This window comes from Citrobacter sp. SX206 (genome assembly GCF_024181025.1).
GTDB lineage: Bacteria > Pseudomonadota > Gammaproteobacteria > Enterobacterales > Enterobacteriaceae > Citrobacter > Citrobacter youngae.
This window is the reverse complement of record NZ_CP049738.1, coordinates 1,450,471-1,471,152: the sequence shown is the minus strand read 5'-3', so window position 1 is coordinate 1,471,152 and position 20,682 is coordinate 1,450,471. Positions and strand designations below refer to the sequence as shown.

Here is a 20,682-nt window from a genome sequence, read left to right as displayed (position 1 = left end):
TCATTTATCGTCAGACAGTTGTCGCAGACGCTCCCATTCTTCGGCGAGATACTGTCTGGCATCAATGATTTTAATCACTCGCGATGCGTCACGGTTAATACAATACTGGGCATCTTTTAACGGTGACAGGAGATCGCCTGCTTTTACACGCTCGCTGGCTTGCGCTTCAGCCAACATTTTCAACGAACCACCGCTATCACAAAGTATAATATAGAGCCTCCCTGCTTTTTGGTTACAGCAAGACTTCTTCACATGCCATTCCATAGCGCACCTTTTGCTAATGATTTTCACACCAGGTTACACTTTAGCAGATAAACCAAAGGACAATGGCCAGGGAATGGCAATTATGCGAGATAAATTTAATGTTTTCTTAAGCTTTACCGCGGGTACGGACCCACTCCAGCAGCGCCCGGCGAGAAACCTTAATACCACCGCTTTTTAATTCTGCGGGTAAGGTTAGCCAACGAACGGGTTGCTGGAAACGTGCCAGCTTATCTTTCACCCATTCTGCCAGATCAATTCTTCCGGCTTCAGTATCGTACTCCACAACCGCAACGGGGCGGTGGCCAAACTCTTCATCTTCTATTGGAACAATAAAAGCTTGCAGAACATGGGGATGCGATACAATAACGCGCTCCACCTCTTCCGGTTGGATCCCTTCTCCACCGCTAAAGAACAGATTGTCCATACGCCCGACTATGGTTAGCTTGCCATCCTTTAACACGCCGCGATCGCGGGTGGCAAACCAGCCTTGCGCATTAACCAGTGGATAAAGCTGTCCGTTGCGCCAGTACCCTTGCGCCATGCTGGCGGCACGAAGCCAGACTTCATCATCAACAATCCTGACTTCTCTGCCTGGTAGTGCAGAGCCGACATCCGCCTTACCATCGGCCTCTTTCGCACACACCGTGGAGGCAAATTCCGTTAACCCGTAACCACACCAGCAGCGAATACCCTGCTCACGCGCTTGTTCAGTCAATTCAACAGGAATCGCGGCACCGCCCAGCAACACGGCCTTTAGCGATACCGGTGTGTGATTGACCAACAGTCGCCAAAGCTGCGTGGGAACCAGCGAAGCATGGGTACAACCCGCCAGCATCTGCTCTAACGGCTGCTTATCGCGCACGGTCATACGCGCGCCCGCAAACAACCAGCGCCACATAATCCCCTGGCCGGAAACGTGAAATAACGGTAGCGAGAGCAGCCAGTCATCGTCTTCGCCAAATGGCATCAGTGACAGCACACCCTGCGCACTCGCCAAATGCGCCTGACAGGTATGTACCGCTGCTTTAGGCAGTCCGGTTGAGCCGGAAGTTAACGTCATTGTGCTCAAGCGCTGAGGCAACCAGACGGCAGCATGCTCGCCAGACTGTTCCAGCATCCGCAGCGGTGCCAACCCCGGGAGCGGACTTTCGCCTTCCAGATCCAGCGCAAAACGCAGCGTTAACTCCGGGACCAGCGCATCAAGCAGCGACTGAGGCAACTGTGGGTTCACAGGTAAAACCCGCGCCCCACACTGCAACAGTGCCAGCCATGCCAGCAGCGGACGGGGATGATTCCAGGCGCGGAGCAATATGCCATCGCCCTCTCCCACCCCTTGAGCCGCAAAGCCGCTTGCCAGACGATCGACTCGCGTACAGAGTTCGCTCCAGCGTAACACCTCATCGTTGAGGCGTAAGGCTGGCGCGTCAGTACGAGCCTGTCGCCAGTGACGCCACGGCCAGTCAGTAAAATCAGGCGTATCGGACAACCGTTCCAGGCCCGATGCGCTTGCGCCATCGGGCATTTCCCGCTGGGTCATAGCAGGCGTTCCAGCGCATCAATCTCAATGCACGGCAACGTACTGCCAGGCCACGCGCGTACCTGCTGGCACTGCATCAGGCTGAGCGTATCCAGACCAGGGATAGTCTGTGGCGTCAACCAGGCAGCAATGCGCGCCAGCTGGGTTAAGCCCAGGCTCGATTCGATAGAGGAGCTGATCACGGCGGTGAGACCTATCGCGTGTGCGGCGGCAACCTGCTCACGCACCTTGTCGAGGCTACCCGTCAGCGTAGGCTTGATGACGACTGCCTTCACGCCCTCTTCGGCTTCGAAGGTGAAATCCGCTTCACGCAGACTTTCATCCCAGGCAATGGCAATCCCTGTTTCACGCGAGAACGCGCGGGAATCATCACGGGTTTTACACGGCTCTTCGAGGAAGGCAATGCGCCCGCGATACTCAGGATTGACATATTTCGCAAACTGCTGGGCTTTCAGCGGCGTCCAGGCACGATTGGCATCAAGCCGCAGGTGCAGTTCCGGGATCGCCTCCAGTAACAGATTGGCTACCATGCCGTCGCGAACCGCTTCATACAGACCGACCTTAATCTTCGCCACTTTTTCGCCCGGCATGTCCGCCAGTTGCAGCACCAGATCGTCAGGATCGCCCGTACACAGCGGCGCAGCACGGTAGTCCGCCGCCTCTGGCAGAGTGCCTGCCAGTTCGGCCAGCGCGCAGCTTGCGCCAAAGGCGACCGAAGGCATTTGCGGTAAGGAAGCATCGCCCTGTAGCCAACCCTTCACCCAGGCCAGCAGCTCAGTTTGCGCCTCTTCCCAGCTTTCCTGACTGAAGCCCGGCAGCGGGGAGATCTCTCCCCACCCTTCGCGCTCGCCGTCACGAAGACAAACGTACAGCCCGTCACGCGTTTTTAACCGCCTGTCGCGCAGAATCACCCCCGCGTCCATGGGGATCTGCCAGCGGTATACCTGCGCGCTACGCATTACGGATTCCGTTTGAATTTGCTGAAGTCAGGCTGGCGTTTCTGGTTAAAGGCGTTACGGCCTTCCTGACCTTCTTCCGTCATGTAGAACAGCATCGTGGCGTTACCCGCCAGCTCCTGCAGACCCGCCTGACCATCGCAGTCGGCGTTCAGCGCAGCTTTCAGGCAGCGCAGCGCCATCGGGCTGTTTTGCAGCATTTCACGACACCAGCGCACGGTCTCTTTTTCCAGATCGACCAGCGGAACGACAGTGTTTACCAGGCCCATATCCAGCGCTTGTTTTGCATCGTACTGACGGCACAGGAACCAGATTTCACGTGCTTTTTTCTGACCGACGATGCGCGCCATGTAGGACGCGCCCCACCCGCCGTCGAAGGAACCGACTTTCGGCCCGGTCTGACCAAAGATGGCGTTTTCAGCCGCAATGGTCAGGTCACACATCATGTGCAGCACATGACCACCGCCGATGGAATACCCTGCCACCATCGCCACGACCGGTTTCGGACAGGTACGAATCTGGCGTTGGAAGTCCAGTACGTTCAGATGATGCACGCCGGAGTCATCCTGGTATCCGCCGTAATCGCCACGTACCTTCTGATCGCCGCCTGCACAGAACGCTTTATCGCCCGCACCGGTCAGAATAATCACGCCGATATTGTCGTCATAGCGCGCATCCGCCAGCGCCTGGATCATCTCTTTCACGGTGACCGGACGGAAGGCATTGCGTACCTGCGGACGATTAATGGTGATTTTTGCGATACCGTCGGTGGATTTCTCATAGCGAATGTCGGTGTAGCCTTCAGAGCAATCGTTCCATTCTACCGGTGCGTAAAGCATTGTTTCATCAGGATAGATCATAAAATGTCCTATAGTCAGCGACGCAGAATCTGAGCCAGACAGTCCACCACGCCAGCGGGATTCTCCCGATGCGCGTTGTGTCCGGCGTTACGAATCACATGGTTCGGTACGGATATTTCCGCCGCCAGAGCGCGGAATTTATCGTCACGTTCACCACATAAATAATAAAACGGAAATGTGCGCGTAGTGAGTTGCGCACGTAAATCAGGTTGTACGGCAAGCGAGGTGGCCTCCAGCATTGCCGCCAGCGTTTGCCCGTTATTCTGGCTACGCATATCGACCAGCGCCTCTCTTTGCGCGACATTCAGTGAGGAAAAGACCGGCTGTTGATACCAGTCATTAAACACCTCGCGCAGCGGCTCAGTACGAAAACGCGCGGCCCAGCGGCCATCCGAGAGACGACGCTGGGTGCGTTCATTTTCACTTTGCAGCCCTGGATGCCCACCTTCAACCACCAGACCACACAGTCCGGGCAACGCCTGACAGGCAGCCATCATCGCGACTCTGCCGCCTAAAGAGTATCCCACCAGCCAATAGTTAAGTATGTTGTAACTAAGCAGCGTATTACGCAACAAATCGCTGACGTCATCGAATCCGCTCACGCTGATGTCAGCAGAACCGCCGTGGCCAGGCAGGTCGATATACAACCGCGAAAACTCCGGGAATGCTTCACCGACCGCCTGCCATTCCCGGCAATCACCGGAAAATCCGTGCAGGAAAACCAGCCAGGGAAAATCCACCTGACCCGTGTTCGCCTGCGCGTGCAGGATCATAGATGACTTACCTGCGCCAGCAATTGCTGCAGGGTTTGCGCCCCGTCAGTTTCATTCACTACCAGCTCAATCACCGTTGCCACCGGAGTACGCCAGGCATTCGTCAGCGCGCTCTCCAGTTGCGCCCAGTTCTCCGGGCGGTGATATTTGAGGTCAAACATGGCGGCAGCATGCTCAAAATGGACGTTCTGCGGCATCAGGTAGAACCGTTCACGTTCGCTTGCTGGCGTCGGCAGCAGGGAAAAAATTTGTCCGCCGTTATTATTAACCACGATCAGGACAAACGGTGCGGAAACCTGACGCAATAATGCCAGCGCATTCAGGTCATACAATGCAGATAAATCGCCGACGATAGCCAGCGTCGATTTTGCGCTGGCGCGCTGTACGCCAGCTGCGGTTGACAGCAGGCCGTCAATGCCGCTCGCGCCACGATTGCTATAGACCGGGTAACCAGCCGGAAGCTGCGACAACGCATCAATCAGGCGCACCACCAGGCTGTTGCCCACAAACAGCTGTCCCTGCTCTGGCAGATACTCGTGAATACGGTGTGCCAGCTGTGCTTCGCCAAACGTATCACGGCGGGCTTCTACCGCCTGCCATGCCTGTTTCGCCAGCCGCGGGATCTCCACACACCAGGGCTGGCGTTTCTCCGCCGGATGCAGCTCCAGCCAGTCGCCAACCTTGGCGACCAGCCTGCGTCCACGATGGTGAGCCGGATCGAGGCGGCCTTCGATATTATCAACGATCCAGTATTCCTGCGGATCGCAGCTGGCCTGCCATTGCAGGAGTCGTTTTCCGGTCAGGCTGCTGCCAAGCTGCACCACAATCTGCGCCTGCTGTAACTCTGCCACCGCTTTCGAATTCCCGAGCCACAAATCGGCACACGGCAACGGTTGTCCGGTTTGCGACAGAACATCGCCAATCAACGGCCAACCTAACGTCTGCGCCCAGAGCGCAACTTTCTTGCCGTCTTCGGCGCTCATGCGCCCGGCAAGTACCACGCCACGTTTTTGCCGCCAGAAAAACCAGTCACGCTGTTTGTCGCTTTCCAGCCGACGCGCTTCACGCAGCCAGGGCTTGTCATCCTGCCACCAGTCACCAAGACGCTGCTGCCAGGCAACCCCTGTTTCATCCATGTCACCATACAGCGGTTCCGCAAATGGGCAATTGATATGCACCGCCCCGCTATGTAGCGCGGCTAAGGCGTTATCGATGGTAGACACCAGCCAGCTTGCGGGAATGTCCTGCGTCGGACGCGGTAAAGAGAGCGTTTGCGACGGATGCGAGGCAAACATACCGGCCTGACGAATCGCCTGGTTAGCGCCACAATCGATAAGCTCAGGCGGTCGGTCAGCCGTGAGTAAAATCAGTTTTTCACCGGTCAGGCCCGCTTCAATCAACGCGGGATACAAATTCGCCACCGCTGTACCGGACGTCACAATCACGGCAACAGGTTGCCTGCTGACTTTTGCCAGACCTAAGGCCAGATGCCCAAGCCCACGCTCATCAAAATGAGTATGGTGGATAAAAGCGGGGTTTTCCGCTGCCGCTAAAGTCAACGGCGTCGAACGAGAGCCAGGGGCAATACAGACATGCCTGACGCCGTGGCGAGTGAGAGCTTCCAGAATGACCGCCGCCCAGCGTCGGTTAAATGCGCTTACTGACATGAGATTGTCCGGTATCAATATTGCGACACAGTATAAAGAATCGAATAAATGGATTTTTGATATGAATCGGGAATATACACGAAATCATTATCCTTCCATCTGTAATAAAGTACGTAACCCTGCCGCTTTATTATCTATTTCTTGCCATTCTTGCTCAGGATCGGAACCGCGCACGATCCCCGCCCCGGCATACAGACGGACGACATTTGCGCTAATTTTCGCTGAACGTAATGACACGCAAAACTCGCTCTGACGCAGTGAAAGATAACCCGCAGAACCGGCATACCACTCACGTTCAAAGGGTTCATTATGTTGGATAAATTCGCGCGCCAGCTCGCGTGGAATACCCGCTACGGCCGCAGTAGGCTGTAGCTGTACCAGACAGAGCGTATCATCCGCCTGATTGAGCGCAGTCCAGATACAGCGGCGCAGATGCTGTACTTTGCGCAGCCTGAGTACCTGCGGCGGCAGGACATCTAGGGTTTGCGTACAGTTCTGCAGCCGTTGGCAAATATCTTCCACTACCAACATGTTCTCACGCTGATTTTTATCGTCCTTCATCAGCCATTCACCCAACTGCCAGGCGCGATGATCGTCAGGGTGATTGGCAACGGTTCCGGCCAGCGCCTCAGTGCGCAGTGCCGTGTCACGCCGCCGATACAGACGTTCAGGGGAAGAGCCAAGAAAAGCAGATTCGGCGGAAAACGCCATATAGAAGTGGTAACAGTTGAGATTTAAACGACGGCTGGAGGCCATAACCGCCGCGGCATTAACTGGCTGAGAAAACTGTAAATCGGTCGCACGCGCCAGCACCACTTTGTCGAGTTCTTCCCCGGCAATAGTTTGCGTGGCAAGCTCAATAAGGCGCGTCCAGCCTGCTTTATCTGGCCAGTGTTGTTCACCGGTTAAATTCAGGCGCAGTGCGGGAAGCGGTTTTACCTGCGCCAGCGCTGAAATAAACGCAGCGGCCTGCGCGGCATCTTCACGCAACGACACGTCGCTATACAGGTGTAGTCGTAAGGTCGCAACCCCGGCACAGCGTCGCCATTCCAGTCGCGGCAGTAATAAATTACCGCGCTGCGGCTCAAACGCATTCAGGCCCCAGACGCGCAGTTCGGGGTAATTATCATGTTGGCGTAAAAACCGTTGGGCAGATTCCAGTGAGGAAAATGCGGCGACGGCTCCCAGTACGGCAGCCTCTTCGTCACCGTTACGTTGCTGCCAGTAAAACTGAGGCCAGACGGGCTGGCTGGCCAGCCATCCTAAAGCGTCAAACGCATCATTCAGAGGGAAAGGTATATCGTAAATACGAATTCCAGGTGCGGCTGGTATCTCTTGCGACAAATGACGCATCAAACTTTCCAGCGCAGTAGTGATTGAATGCACGCGGACCTCTCCCTGTTAAAAACCTCACATTATACGGGGTACTGAGCAGAAAAAGCAGTACCCCCGTATAGGGAGTGCGATGACAGCGCTGTATTTATCGCCGTGCCAGCAATAATCCCATCACTAAACCGACTGTCGCCCCCACGCCGATCCCACGCCAGGGTTTTTCGTGTACGTAGTCATCTGCCCGGCAAACAGCCTGCTTTGCACGATAATAGTAACTGTCAGAGGCGTGACTAACGCGATTTCTCACCTCTTCTAACGCCTGCTCAGCCCGCGCTTTCAACTCAAGGTATTTTTGGTCGGCAGGATCGCCGGAAGAACGTAGCACTTCTTCCAGCGTTTCGCTCAACAATTCCAAATCGTCATCAATACGTGACTCGTAAGAATGAAAAGACATTGTATTCTCCCTTTCTATTGACGTACCCGCTAACTATAGACGACAGGGGCTGTTTACGCTTGATGCCCCTCACGCGCCATGCCGATGTGTGGAATCCCGTCTTCGTCATAGACTTCCGTGACTGGAACAAACCCAAATCTCGCATAAAACGATTGCAGATGTGCCTGAGCCCCCAGGTATAACGCCTTATGCGGCCAATGCTGCGCACAGGATGCCAGTGTTTGCGTCATTAACTGCTGCCCCAGTTTTTCACCGCGCAGCGCTTCGCTGACAATCACCCGGCCAATTACTACCGGCTCCAGATCATCGTCACTTTTCAGAATCCTCGCATACGCCACCAGTTCATCGTTATGCCATCCCAGAATGTGACGGTTTTCGCCGACTAAGTCGTCGCCATCCACGTCCTGATACGGACATTGTTGCTCAACAACGAATACCGAACAGCGAAGCTGAAGAATGGCATACAGCTCCTGAACACTCAGCTTTGCATGATGGAGATCTTGCCAGTGGATCATTGTCTGCCCCTTTGTTGTGATAACCTGAACACCCTGCCTCATTGATGGCGAAAAGTGTAACGTAAAGATGGAATTACTATTTTTAGGTACGTCAGCGGGAGTTCCCACACGCTCTCGCAATGTAACGGCAATATTACTGAATCTGCAACACCCGACTCAGGCAGGTTTGTGGCTTTTTGATTGCGGCGAAGGGACGCAGCATCAAATGCTTAGCACGCCATTTAATCCGGGAAAACTCGATCGTATTTTTATCAGCCATTTACACGGCGACCACCTGTTTGGTTTACCGGGGCTACTGTGCAGTCGTTCAATGGCCGGGAACGTCCAGCCGCTAACGCTCTACGGACCCAAGGGGTTGCGAGAGTTTACCGAAACCGCTTTACGTCTGAGCGGCTCCTGGACCGATTACCCGCTGGATATTGTAGAAATTACCGCCGGTGAGGTTGTGGATGACGGCCTGCGCAAAGTGACTGCGTTTCGACTGGAACATCCACTGGAGTGCTACGGTTTTCGTGTTGAAGAACACGACAAACCCGGCGCGCTTAATGCCAGCGCCCTGAAGGCGGCAGGCGTTAAAGCGGGCCCGTGGTTTCAGGATTTGAAAGCCGGGAAAACCATCGTACTGGAAGACGGTCGCGCGATTAACGGTGCCGATTTCCTCTCCCCGGCAACCCGAGGGAAATCCGTGGCTATTTTCGGTGATACCGGGCCCTGTGCGAGCGCTATCAAATTGGCAAAAGGGGTGGACGTGATGGTACATGAAACCACGCTGGACGCCTCAATGGAGGAAAAAGCCAACAGCCGCGGGCATAGCTCCACCCGGCAGGCCGCACAGCTGGCACGGGACGCCGGTGTGGGCAGACTCATCATGACCCACGTCAGCTCACGCTACGATGCAAAAGGCTGCCAGCGGTTACTTGAAGAGTGCAGAGCGATTTTTCCAGACACGGAACTGGCTCACGATTTCGCCATTTTCACCGTTTAGTGCTCCATTTTTCCGCCTCAGTGCCGATAACAGTGGAAAGGCTGGCTTTCACACTGAGGACAGGATGAACAATTTCCAGAAAGATATTGATGACAGGACAAACCTAACCCTGTCTAACCGTTTTGAACTGCTGCTGTTTCGCCTTGGCAAATCCGTTGAGGAGCAGAAATCAGAGCTGTTTGGCATCAACGTATTCAAACTGCGTGAAATCGTACCGATGCCGACCTTTACACGCCCTGCCGGCATGAAGGCTCCGTTGTTAGGCATGGTGAATATCCGGGACCAGGTGATCCCGGTGATCGACCTGCCTGCTGTCGCCGGGTGTAAACCCGAAACCGGGCTTAATATCCTGTTGATCACAGAGTACGCCCGCAGCGTACAGGCCTTTGCGGTGGAGTCAGTAGAGAACATTATGCGTCTCGACTGGCAACAGGTGCACACTGCTGAGAAAGCTGTTAATGGTCGCTACATCACCAGTATTGCTTGTCTGGACGACGACAAAGAAACCAACAATTTGGCGCTGGTGCTTGATGTCGAACAGATCCTGTATGACATTGTGCCGTCCAACCACGATTTACGTGCAACCGACCTAAAAACCAGCAAATTCACTATCACGCCGGGTGCGGTGGCCATTGTTGCGGAAGACTCCAAAGTTGCCAGGGCGATGCTGGAGAAAGGACTTAACGCCATGGAAATTCCGCATCTGATGCATGTCACCGGCAAAGATGCATGGGAAAAAATTCAGCAGCTATCTGAAGAAGCGCAAGCGGAAGGTAAGCCAATCAGCGAGAAGATTGCCCTGGTGCTTACCGATCTGGAAATGCCGGAGATGGATGGTTTTACGCTGACCCGTAAGATAAAAACCGACGAACGTCTGAAGAAGATCCCGGTCGTCATCCACTCTTCACTTTCCGGTAGCGCCAACGAAGATCACGTCCGCCGGGTTAAGGCCGATGGTTACGTGGCAAAATTCGAGGTCAACGAATTATCTTCTGTGATTCAGGAAGTGATGGAGCGCGCAGCAAAAGATGTTAGTGGTCCTTTGGTGAGCCGTCAGCTTTCCGCCTGATAGCCTTGCCCCCATAAAAAAACCCGCCGAGGCGGGTTTTTTTATTCCAACGTGTCGCTTACATCAGCGGCGCCGCCAGTTGCACGATACTGATCAGCGGTTGCGGGTAGATACCCAGCACCAGCACCAGCAGTGCAGAGATCAGCACTACGATACCGCCCGCGCTGTACTGCCAGTTAGACGGCGCATCACGGTTCAGTTGCTGCGGTGCGCTCAGATACAGGCTCACAGCAACGCGCAGGTAGTAGTACAAACCAATCGCCGAACCGACCACCACGGCAGCAACCAGCCACCACAGGTTAGCCTGCACACCGACAGCCAGTACGTAGAATTTACCGATAAAGCCCAGCGTCATCGGGATACCCGCCAGAGACAGCATCATCACTGTCATCACTGCCGCGAGGATCGGACGATGCCAGAACAGGCCGCGATAGGAGAACAGAGAATCCGCATCCGGACCACGGTACGGGCTGGACATCAGACTGACCACACCGAACGCGCCAAGGCTGCTGAACAGATAACCAGCCAGATAAACGCCAACGGCTTCCATCGACATCTCGCCGCTCTGCAGGGCAATCAGCGCCACCAGCAGATAACCGAGGTGAGAGATGGAAGAGTAACCGAGCAGACGTTTGATATTGGTCTGACTCAGCGCCATCAGGTTACCAAAGATGATGGAAGCAAAGGCAATCACGCCCAGCACGATACGTACCGCTTCGCTGTCGCCAACCGGCGCGTACAGGAACAGACGCATCACCACGCCGAAGATAGCGATTTTGCTCGCCGTCGCCAGGAAGGTGGAAACCGGAGCCGGAGCACCCTGGTAGACGTCTGGCGTCCACAGGTGGAACGGAACCAGCGAGAGTTTGAAGCCGAGGCCAACAATCATCAGACCGAAGCCCGCCAGCAGCAGCGGTTCGCTCAGCATGCCGTCGCCGAGGCTCTTACCGAGCGCGACAAACGACAGATTCCCAGACTGCGCGTACACCAGCGCCATACCGAACAGCAGGAAGGAAGACGCTGCGGCAGACAGAATGGTGTATTTGATACTGGCTTCCAGCGAACGTTTCTGACGGAACGCATAGCCGACCAGGCCAAACAGCGGCAGAGAGATAAGCTCAATACCAAGGAACAGCGCCGCCAGATGGTTAGCGTTAGCCAGCAGAATACCGCCGAGCGCAGCAATCAGCACCAGCAGGTAGAACTCTTCCCGGTTGTCGTCGTAGCCTTCCAGCCACGGGTAAGCGAAGGTACAGGTGGCAAGACTCGCCAGCAGCACCAGCCCGGTGTAGAGCATGGCGAAACCGTCAACCCGCATCAGCGGGGTGACGTCCATGGCGCCCGCCTGGCCAACAAACCAGAGCGAAACCAGCGCGGCGTTAAGCCCAATGACTGACAACGTGGCATTGAGGAAGTGATTGCGTCGCCACGCAATGGAGAGCATCACAACCACCACCGTCAAGCCGACGATCAGCAGCGGTAGCAGCGCAATCAGGTGTTGTGGAGTTATTGTCATGGCGATTTACGGCCTTGTAGTAGTAACGGAATTAACAAACCACTGCTGGATGTTGCTCATCGCAGAATGCGAGGTATCCAGAATCGGCTGCGGATAGAAGCCAAGCAGTACCAGAAGCACGACCAGCAACAGGATGATAAACAGCTCACGCAGCGACATCCCTGGCAGTTCAACACTGGCAATCTGGCTTTTCGCCTTACCGAAGTAAGCGCGATGCAGCATCGCCAGCGAGTAAACAGAGGCAAACACCAGACCAAAGGTTGAGATCACGGTAATGACCGGAACCACCTGATAGCTGCCGAACAGAATCATGAATTCGCCAACGAAGTTACCGGTACCCGGCATACCCAGCGTACACACTGCAAAGAACATTGACAGCGCAGGCAACCATTTCATTTTGCCCCACAGGCCGCCCATCATACGCATATCACGCGTGTGCAGACGTTCGTACAGCTGACCACACAGGATGAACAGACCGGCAGCGGACAGACCGTGCGCAATCATCTGGATAACCGCACCCTGGTACGCCAGCTGGCTGCCGGTGTAGATAGCAATCAGCACGAAGCCCATGTGCGATACAGAGGTGTAGGCAATCAGACGTTTGATATCGTACTGATTAAAGGCCATCCACGCGCCGTAGAAGATGCCGATTACGCCAAGCCACATAGCGATAGGTGCAAACTCCGCCGACGCGTTCGGGAACAGCGGCAGGGAGAAACGCAGCAGACCGTAGGCCGCCGTTTTCAGCAGAATCCCCGCCAGGTCAACGGAACCTGCGGTCGGTGCCTGGGAGTGCGCATCCGGCAACCAGCCGTGCAGCGGAACCACCGGCATTTTCACCGCAAACGCGATGAAGAAGCCCAGCATCAGCAGATATTCCGCGCCGTGGGACATCGGGGTATTCAGCAGTTCTTCATAGTTGAAGGTCCACACGCCGGTCGCTTTGTAGTGCACAAACACCAGCGCCAGGATGGCAATCAACATCACCAGACCGCTTGCCTGGGTATAGATGAAGAACTTGGTGGCCGCCGTGATACGCGTTTTACCGTCAGAGGCTTTATGCCCCCACAACGCGATCAGGAAGTACATCGGCACCAACATCATTTCCCAGAAGAAGAAGAACAGGAACATGTCGATGGCAAGGAATACGCCGATTACGCCGCCTAAGATCCACATCAGGTTCAGGTGGAAGAAGCCCTGGTATTTTTCGATTTCATTCCAGGAGCACAGTACCGCCAGAACACCGAGCAGACCGGTTAGCACCACCATCAGCAGCGACAAACCGTCGATGGCTAAATGAATAGAGATGCCAAAACGTGGGATCCACGGCAGGACAAACTCAGACTGCCACTGCGGAATGCCAGCGGATTGCGTCAGTGAATAGCCGCCCTGCAACCACAGTTGCAAGCCAAGCGCCAGCGTCAGTCCCATGGTAATCAGCGCTATCCAGCGCGGCACCTTCACGCCAAAGCGTTCGGTCTGCCAGCACAGGAAGCCACCGATAAAGGGGATTAATATCAACCAGGGTAATAACATAGCTAAGTATGTCCCTTATATTTACTCCTGCTCAGGCTATCTCACTCATCAGCCCAAATCCCGGCAGTGCTCGCAATCCTCACGTACTTCAGTACGCTCCGGTTGCTCTGCGCTGGCGGTATTCGGTCTGACTTCGCCGATGACGCCTGTACTTCAGGAACAGATTTTCAACGAATTCTAAAAATTATTTTTGGGTTTGTAGGCCGGATAAGCGCAGCGCCATCCGGCAGTCGTTCATCCAGCCAACAAACTCAACGCAGTACCATCAACAGTGCCAGCACAACAACGGCGCCGATGCTCATTGATGCGACATACCAGCGCAGATAACCGTTCTCGCTCAACAGCAGGCCTTTACCTGCAAAGCGGGAAAGGATCGCCGGAATGTTCATCATTGAGTTGAGCGGATCGCGTTTCAGCAACCAGGCAACACCCAGGAACGGCTTGACGAACACTTTGTCGTACAGCCAGTCGAAGCCCCAGGCGTTATACCACCAGGTACCCAGAAGGCGGCCCGGCGCACTGTTGGCAATCGATGTCACAAGCTGGCGTTTACCCAGCCACAGCCATGCTGCGATCAGGATGCCCGCAATCGCTACGATACCGGAGGTAATTTCCAGCGTCATAACGCGACCATGCTCAAGCTCGGTCGTCGCAGGCAGTACGCCATGCAGTGGCGGCACAATCAGCGCGCCAACAAAGGTGGACAGGATCATCAGCACAATCAGCGGCAGATGATGGGTAATCCCCTTCCCGGCGTGAGCGTGAATTTGTTCTTTACCGTGGAACACGATGAAAATCATACGGAAGGTATACAGCGAGGTCATGAACGCACCGACCAGACCTGCAACCATCAGATTGATATGACCGTTCGCCATCGCACCGGCAAGAATCACATCCTTACTGAAGAAGCCAGCGGTAATCAGCGGCAGAGCCGACAGCGCCGCGCCACCAATCAGGAAGCAGAGATACACCAGCGGAATAGACTTACGCAGGCCGCCCATCTTGAAGATGTTCTGTTCGTGGTGGCAAGCCAGGATAACCGAGCCGGATGCCAGGAACAGCAGCGCTTTAAAGAAGGCGTGCGTCATCAGGTGGAAAATCGCCGCATCCCACGCCTGAACGCCAAGCGCCAGGAACATGTAGCCAATCTGGCTCATCGTGGAGTAAGCGAGAACGCGTTTGATGTCGGTCTGTACCAGCGCAGCAAAACCCGCCAGTACCAGCGTGATAGCACCGATAATCCCCACCAGATGCAGGATTTCCGGGGTCATCAGGAACAGGCCGTGCGTACGTGCAATCAGGTAGACACCGGCGGTAACCATCGTCGCAGCGTGGATCAGCGCAGAGACAGGCGTCGGGCCTGCCATCGCATCAGCAAGCCATGTTTGCAACGGCAGCTGTGCAGATTTACCGACCGCACCGCCCAGCAGCATCAGGGTTGCCCACATCAGCATGTTGTTACCGTCTGCAAAGTGCGCAGGCGCCAGTTCCACCATTTCGCGGAAGTTCAGCGTGCCCAGCTCGTTGTAGAGAATGAACAGTGCGAACGCCAGGAATACGTCACCAACACGGGTTACCACGAAGGCTTTCATTGCCGCAGCGCCATTCTTCGGATCGGTATAGTAGAAACCAATCAGCAGATAGGAGCACAGGCCCACGCCTTCCCAGCCGAGGTACATCAGCAGCAGGTTATCCGCCAGCACCAGAACCACCATGCTGGCGATAAACAGGTTGGTGTAGGCGAAGAAACGAGAATAGCCCTCTTCTCCGCGCATATACCAGGAGGCGAACATGTGGATCAGGAAACCGACGCCGGTCACCACGGAGAGCATGGTCAGCGACAGGCCGTCCAGCACCAGGTTAAAACCGATGTTGAAGTCGCCAACTGACATCCAGGTCCACAGCGGCTGGCTGTAAGCCTGCTGGCCATTGGCAAAAAAATCAACGCCAACAAACGCAGTCACCAGCGCGGCCAGGCCAATCGACCCGACACCCACGGTCGCGGACAGATTTTCTGACCAACGACCACGAGAAAACGCCAGTAATACAAAGCCAATAAATGGCAGAATAATGGTTAAGGCAAGCATGTTCATCCACGCATCTCACTTACTGAATCGATGTTCAGGTTCTGGCGACGGCGATGAAGTTGCAGCAGCAGCGCAAGTCCAATGCTCGCTTCCGCAGCCGCAAGGCTGATGGCGAGAATGTACATCACCTGACCATCGGTCTGGCCCCAGTAGCTTCCGGCGACCACAAAGGCCAGCGCAGAGGCGTTAATCATGATTTCCAGCCCGATCAGCATAAACAGCAGATTGCGGCGGATAACCAGACCGGTCAAACCCAGGACGAATAAAATCGCAGCGAGGATCAGTCCATGTTGTAAGGGGATCATGCGTGCTCCTCCGTTTTTCTTTTCGCGCGGTCATCGGTGCGATTGCTCAGCACCTCACCTAAACGCTCTTCGCGCCCCACGTGGAAGGCCACAACCAGACCCGCCAGCAGCAGCATCGAAGCCAGTTCGACCGCCAGTACATACGGTCCGAACAGGGAAATACCGACTGCTTTCGCGCTGATTGGTGTCCCGTCGATGCCCTGATCGTTAACGCCCAGAATGGCGTAAACAATAACCACCAGCATGATGGCCGACAGAATCGCCGGTCCAATCCACACCTGAGGTTTCAGCCACTGGCGTTCCTGTTCAATTTCAGAACCACCGAGGTTGAGCATCATTACCACGAATACGAACAGCACCATGATGGCGCCCGCGTAGACGATAATTTCCAGCGCACCCGCGAAGTAAGCGCCTAACGAGAAGAACACCCCGGAAATCGCCAGCAGCGAAATAATCAGATACAGCAGTGCGTGTACCGGATTGGTGTGGGTGATCACCCGCAAGGTTGCGAGAATGGCTATCAGGCCACAGATATAAAAAGCGAACTCCATTGCCCCTCTCCTTACGGTAACAGGCTCTTGACGTCGATAGGCTTAGCTTCGTTCTCTGCTTCGCCCTTATCTTTGCCGTCGATTGCCATACCTGCCATCCGGTAGAAGTTATATTCCGGGTATTTGCCCGGACCGGAGATCAGCAGATCCTCTTTCTCGTAAACCAGGTCCTGGCGCTTGTACTCACCCAGCTCGAAATCTGGAGTCAGCTGAATAGCCGTTGTCGGACAGGCTTCTTCACACAGGCCGCAGAAAATGCAGCGTGAGAAGTTAATGCGGAAAAACTCCGGATACCAGCGGCCATCTTTGGTCTCTGCTTTTTGCAAAGAGATACAGCCTACCGGACACGCTACCGCACACAGGTTACAGGCAACGCAGCGCTCTTCACCGTCAGGATCACGTGTCAGAACGATACGACCACGAAAACGGGGCGGTAGATAGACCGGCTCTTCCGGGTACATCTGCGTTTCGCGTTTCGCGAACGCATGCAGGCCGATCATCCAGATACTGCGTACCTGAGTGCCGAAACCTACGAACAATTCTTTTAAGGTCATGGTCTTTGTGTCCCTTATTGCGCCTGCCAGAGAATGACAGCCGCCGTTACCAGCAAGTTGACGAGCGTCAGCGGCAGACAGACTTTCCAGCCGAAGGACATTACCTGGTCATAACGAGGACGCGGTAACGACGCACGAATCAAAATGAACATCATCATGAAGAACGCGGTTTTCAGCGCGAACCAGACGAATGGTGGTAAGAACGGGCCATGCCAGCCACCGAAGAACAGGGTAACCATCAGCGCAGAAATGGTGACGATACCGATGTACTCACCCACGAAGAACAGACCGAATTTCATACCGGAATATTCAATGTGGTAACCGTCGGCCAGTTCCTGCTCGGCTTCTGGCTGGTCAAACGGGTGACGGTGACACACCGCCACGCCCGCGATGGCAAAGGTGACAAAACCAAAGAACTGCGGAATAACGTTCCAGATATCAGCCTGGTTGTTGACGATGTCGGTCATGTTAAATGAACCGGCCTGCGCCACCACGCCCATCAGGGAAAGTCCGAGGAACACTTCGTAGCTCAGCGTCTGCGCAGACGCACGCATCGCACCGAGCAGGGAGTATTTGTTGTTACTGGACCAGCCGGCGAACAGCACCGCGTATACCGCGAGGCCCGCCATCATCAGGAAGAACAGGATCCCGATGTTCAGGTCGGCCACTACCCAGTTCGGACTCACCGGCACGATGGCGAAAGCCAGCAGCAGCGAGGTGAAGGCGATCATCGGTGCCAGGGTAAAGATGACGCGATCCGAGAATTTCGGGATCCAGTCTTCTTTAAAGAACATCTTGATCATGTCCGCAACCAGCTGGAGCGAACCGCCCCAGCCAACACGGTTCGGTCCGTAACGGTTCTGGAACAGACCCAGCAGACGACGTTCGCCAAAGCTCATGAATGCCCCGCAGGTGACCACCACCAGCAGGATCACCACCGCTTTGAGAATGCTCAGCAGGATCTCAATCAGATCGGGTGTAATCCAACTCATTGTTGTGCCTCCTGCAGATCCTCAAGACGCGCACCTGCCAGAACCGGCGCGATGCCAGGCATGCCCATCGGCAAACCAACCTGCCCTGCCGTTAATCCTTCAGCGATTTCAACCGGCAGCGTAACCGTGTTGCCATCGTAGCTGAAAGAAACGCGCGTACCGGCATTAACACCCAACTTCGCGGCATCAGCCGGGTTGAGTTTGATGTACGGCTGCGGCATACGGGTCTGGAAGACCGGCGCACGCTGGGACATTTCGTCACTGCCAAACAGATGGTAGTACGGCGCGATACGCCACTGACCATCCTGAGCCTGGAAGCTCGCCGGAACGGTAGTGAAGTAATCCATACCATCCGCAGAAGCTTCGATCAGACGCACGCCCGGATCGCCATGACGCAGTTTACCGCCCACTTCATCCTGGAACTTGTTCCACGCCTGTGGGGAGTTCCAGCCCGGAGCCCAGGCAAACGGAATTTGTGAACGCGGCGCAGACGGCTGGTTGTTACCTTCCATCGAGAAAGCGAACATGGTGTCTTTGTCCTGCGGCTGGCGCGGTTCGTGTACGCTGATGTTGGCGCGCATTGCGGTACGCCCACTGTAGCGGTGCGGTTCACGCGCCAGCTTCTGTCCACGGATACGGAAGCTTGCGTCCGGTGCGGCATCTTTAATGCCCGCCAGCTGCGGCAACTTCTCAACGACCGCGTCGATAACGTGGTCGAGCTGCGTCCAGTCCACTTCGCGGCTCTGCACGGTGCTGTGCAGCGAGTGCAGCCAGCGCCAGCTTTCCAGCATCACGGTGCTGCTGTCGTAATAGGACGGGTCATAGACCTGGAAGAAGCGCTGGGCGCGACCTTCGTTGTTAATCACCGTACCATCGCTTTCGGCGAAGCTTGCAGCGGAAAGCACCAGATGGGCGTTTTCCATAATCGCGGTGCGCTGATGGTCAACAACCAGTACCAGCGGCGCTTTCGCCAGCGCGGCATCAACGCGGGCGGCTGAAGCATGGCGATGCAGGTCATTTTCCAGCACCACAACGGCGTCAGCGCGGCCTGTTTCCAGCTCGGTCAGCGCATCGTCAAGGGAACCACCTCCAATCATGCCGAGGCCCATGCTGTTAACCGAGCGAGCAATCATGGTGATGCCGACGTCTGCACCACGGCCTTTCAGCGCTTTCGCCACGTTGGCAGCAGCCTGAATCACCTCAGCGCTACCGGCGTTAGTGCCGGAAATAATCAGTGGTTTCTTCGCCCCGGCCAGTGCCTGAACGATAACGTCAATTTTGTTCTGCAGGTCACGGTCGATACCGTCAACCGCCGGCGCGTTGTTATCCAGCGCATGAGCGATAGCGAAACCTAAACGCGCCTGATCTTCAACCGGTGCACGATAGGTCCAAGCGGCGATATCATCCAGGCGGGTGTTATCGACGTTGGTGACGAACAGCGGATGCTTAGCACGCTGGCCGATGTTAAGGATTGCTGCGATCTGCCAGTCAGCCACTTTCTGTGCCGCCGCCATTTCACGCGCTTTACCTTTCACCGCCTGACGCACCGCCAGCGCAACGCGTGCGCCGGTCTGGGTGACATCTTCGCCCAGCACCAGAACCGCATCATAAGATTCGATTTCGCGCAGTGCCGGAGTATGAATCCCGCCGTCACGCAGCACGCTCAGTGCCAGTTGCAGACGTTCCTGCTCGCCCTGGGCTATACCGGTATAGAAGTTATCCGCACCGACCAGTTCACGCAGCGCGAAGTTACTTTCAACGCTGGCGCGCGGAGAGCCGATACCGATCACTTTCTTCGACTGACGCAGAATATCTGCCGCCCCCTGCATCGCCTGCTCAGCGTTCAGGGTGATCAGATCATCGCCACGACGCTGTACCGGCTGACGCGGACGGTCTTTCAGGTTCACGTAACCATAGCCAAAACGACCACGGTCGCAGAGGAAGTAGTGGTTAACGGTACCGTTGTAGCGGTTTTCGATACGACGCAGTTCGCCGTAACGCTCACCCGGGCTGGTGTTACAGCCAATGGAACACTGCTGGCAGATGCTCGGGGCAAACTGCATATCCCATTTACGGTTATAACGCTCGGAGTGCGTTTTGTCGGTAAACACGCCGGTCGGACAAATTTCTACCAGGTTACCGGAGAATTCGCTCTCAAGCGTACCGTCTTCCGGACGACCGAAGTAGACGTTGTCATGTGCGCCATACACGCCCAGATCCGTGCCATCGGCGTAATCTTTGTAGTAACGTACGCAGCGATAGCAGGCGATGCAGCGGTTCATTTCGTGAGAGATGAACGGCCCCAAATCCTGGTTGCGGTGTGTACGCTTCGTGAAGCGGTAGCGACGGAAGCTATGACCAGTCATGACGGTCATATCCTGAAGGTGGCAGTTACCGCCCTCTTCGCAGACCGGGCAGTCGTGCGGGTGGTTGGTCATCAACCACTCGACGACGCTTTCGCGGAACTGCTTCGCTTCTTCGTCATCAATAGAAATAAAGGTACCTTCGGTGGCCGGTGTCATACAAGACATCACCAGGCGACCACGCGTGTCTTCCGCGTTCTGATATTGCTTCACCGCACACTGGCGGCAAGCACCGACGCTGCCCAGCGCCGGGTGCCAGCAAAAGTATGGAATATCAAGGCCGAGAGACAGACAAGCTTCCAGCAGGTTGTCCGCTCCATTGACCTCATATTCTTTGCCGTCTACATGAATCGTAGCCATAGTCAG

Annotated in this window: 19 protein-coding genes; 2 read left to right on the top strand and 17 right to left on the bottom strand. The window is 55.5% G+C overall.

The genetic code is table 11. The annotated features are described in order from the left end of the window. The 9 genes from pmrD to G8S19_RS07090 form a co-directional block, all read right to left on the bottom strand. Entirely contained in the window at window positions 1-264 is a 264-nt protein-coding gene (gene pmrD, locus G8S19_RS07130) for a signal transduction protein PmrD (protein ID WP_101741524.1), read from the bottom strand. 106 nt (window positions 265-370) lie between these two features. After that, window positions 371-1,801 carry an o-succinylbenzoate--CoA ligase gene (gene menE / locus G8S19_RS07125; protein WP_253686378.1) on the bottom strand — a complete coding sequence of 477 codons (1,431 nt, stop codon included), beginning with the start codon at window positions 1,799-1,801 and terminating at the stop codon, window positions 371-373. Beyond that, window positions 1,798-2,760, bottom strand: coding sequence for an o-succinylbenzoate synthase (gene menC / locus G8S19_RS07120; RefSeq protein ID WP_124021803.1), 963 nt, complete (start codon window positions 2,758-2,760; stop codon window positions 1,798-1,800). Before menC ends, menE begins: the two co-directional genes overlap by 4 nt. Further along, window positions 2,760-3,617 carry a 1,4-dihydroxy-2-naphthoyl-CoA synthase gene (gene menB, locus G8S19_RS07115; protein ID WP_124021804.1) on the bottom strand — a complete coding sequence of 286 codons (858 nt, stop codon included), beginning with the start codon at window positions 3,615-3,617 and terminating at the stop codon, window positions 2,760-2,762. The genes menC and menB overlap by 1 nt, the downstream gene beginning before the upstream one ends. Window positions 3,618-3,631: 14 nt before the next feature. After that, complete coding sequence (gene menH, locus G8S19_RS07110; RefSeq protein WP_124021805.1) at window positions 3,632-4,390, bottom strand: 2-succinyl-6-hydroxy-2,4-cyclohexadiene-1-carboxylate synthase; 759 nt, start codon at window positions 4,388-4,390, stop codon at window positions 3,632-3,634. After that, window positions 4,387-6,057 (bottom strand): 2-succinyl-5-enolpyruvyl-6-hydroxy-3-cyclohexene-1-carboxylic-acid synthase, encoded by a 1,671-nt coding sequence (gene menD / locus G8S19_RS07105; RefSeq protein ID WP_124021806.1) that lies wholly within the window; start codon window positions 6,055-6,057, stop codon window positions 4,387-4,389. The genes menH and menD overlap by 4 nt, the downstream gene beginning before the upstream one ends. A gap of 87 nt (window positions 6,058-6,144) precedes the next feature. Continuing rightward, on the bottom strand, window positions 6,145-7,443 hold the full coding sequence (gene menF / locus G8S19_RS07100; protein ID WP_061068216.1) for an isochorismate synthase MenF: 1,299 nt from the start codon (window positions 7,441-7,443) through the stop codon (window positions 6,145-6,147). Between the two features lie 94 nt (window positions 7,444-7,537). After that, window positions 7,538-7,843: a stress response protein ElaB gene (gene elaB, locus G8S19_RS07095; protein WP_005129450.1), complete on the bottom strand. Its 306-nt coding sequence runs from the start codon at window positions 7,841-7,843 to the stop codon at window positions 7,538-7,540. Between the two features lie 53 nt (window positions 7,844-7,896). Beyond that, the gene (locus G8S19_RS07090) at window positions 7,897-8,358 is read right to left on the bottom strand and encodes a GNAT family N-acetyltransferase (RefSeq protein ID WP_048211075.1); all 462 of its coding nucleotides are present in this window, start codon (window positions 8,356-8,358) and stop codon (window positions 7,897-7,899) included. 67 nt (window positions 8,359-8,425) lie between these two features. Here G8S19_RS07090 and rbn point away from each other — a divergent pair, with 67 nt between their 5' ends. Beyond that, entirely contained in the window at window positions 8,426-9,343 is a 918-nt protein-coding gene (gene rbn, locus G8S19_RS07085) for a ribonuclease BN (RefSeq protein WP_115601729.1), read from the top strand. A gap of 64 nt (window positions 9,344-9,407) precedes the next feature. Further along, entirely contained in the window at window positions 9,408-10,412 is a 1,005-nt protein-coding gene (locus G8S19_RS07080) for a chemotaxis protein (RefSeq protein ID WP_048211073.1), read from the top strand. A 58-nt stretch (window positions 10,413-10,470) separates the two neighbouring features. Here G8S19_RS07080 and nuoN read toward each other — a convergent pair whose 3' ends face one another. From nuoN to nuoG, 8 genes are all read right to left on the bottom strand, one after another. Further along, window positions 10,471-11,928: an NADH-quinone oxidoreductase subunit NuoN gene (nuoN, locus tag G8S19_RS07075; protein WP_048211072.1), complete on the bottom strand. Its 1,458-nt coding sequence runs from the start codon at window positions 11,926-11,928 to the stop codon at window positions 10,471-10,473. 6 nt (window positions 11,929-11,934) lie between these two features. Further along, window positions 11,935-13,464: an NADH-quinone oxidoreductase subunit M gene (nuoM, locus tag G8S19_RS07070; RefSeq protein WP_253686375.1), complete on the bottom strand. Its 1,530-nt coding sequence runs from the start codon at window positions 13,462-13,464 to the stop codon at window positions 11,935-11,937. Window positions 13,465-13,715: 251 nt separating this feature from the next. After that, window positions 13,716-15,557, bottom strand: coding sequence for an NADH-quinone oxidoreductase subunit L (nuoL, locus tag G8S19_RS07065; RefSeq protein ID WP_253686373.1), 1,842 nt, complete (start codon window positions 15,555-15,557; stop codon window positions 13,716-13,718). Next, window positions 15,554-15,856: an NADH-quinone oxidoreductase subunit NuoK gene (gene nuoK / locus G8S19_RS07060; protein ID WP_000612644.1), complete on the bottom strand. Its 303-nt coding sequence runs from the start codon at window positions 15,854-15,856 to the stop codon at window positions 15,554-15,556. Before nuoK ends, nuoL begins: the two co-directional genes overlap by 4 nt. Continuing rightward, the gene (gene nuoJ, locus G8S19_RS07055) at window positions 15,853-16,407 is read right to left on the bottom strand and encodes an NADH-quinone oxidoreductase subunit J (protein WP_137379134.1); all 555 of its coding nucleotides are present in this window, start codon (window positions 16,405-16,407) and stop codon (window positions 15,853-15,855) included. The genes nuoK and nuoJ overlap by 4 nt, the downstream gene beginning before the upstream one ends. An 11-nt stretch (window positions 16,408-16,418) precedes the next feature. Beyond that, on the bottom strand, window positions 16,419-16,961 hold the full coding sequence (nuoI, locus tag G8S19_RS07050; protein WP_003028062.1) for an NADH-quinone oxidoreductase subunit NuoI: 543 nt from the start codon (window positions 16,959-16,961) through the stop codon (window positions 16,419-16,421). Between the two features lie 14 nt (window positions 16,962-16,975). Further along, the gene (nuoH, locus tag G8S19_RS07045) at window positions 16,976-17,953 is read right to left on the bottom strand and encodes an NADH-quinone oxidoreductase subunit NuoH (protein WP_003028063.1); all 978 of its coding nucleotides are present in this window, start codon (window positions 17,951-17,953) and stop codon (window positions 16,976-16,978) included. Then, a complete protein-coding gene (nuoG, locus tag G8S19_RS07040) occupies window positions 17,950-20,676 on the bottom strand; it encodes an NADH-quinone oxidoreductase subunit NuoG (RefSeq protein ID WP_253686372.1) in 2,727 nt (908 codons plus the stop codon). The genes nuoH and nuoG overlap by 4 nt, the downstream gene beginning before the upstream one ends. Between the last annotated feature and the right edge of the window lie 6 nt (window positions 20,677-20,682).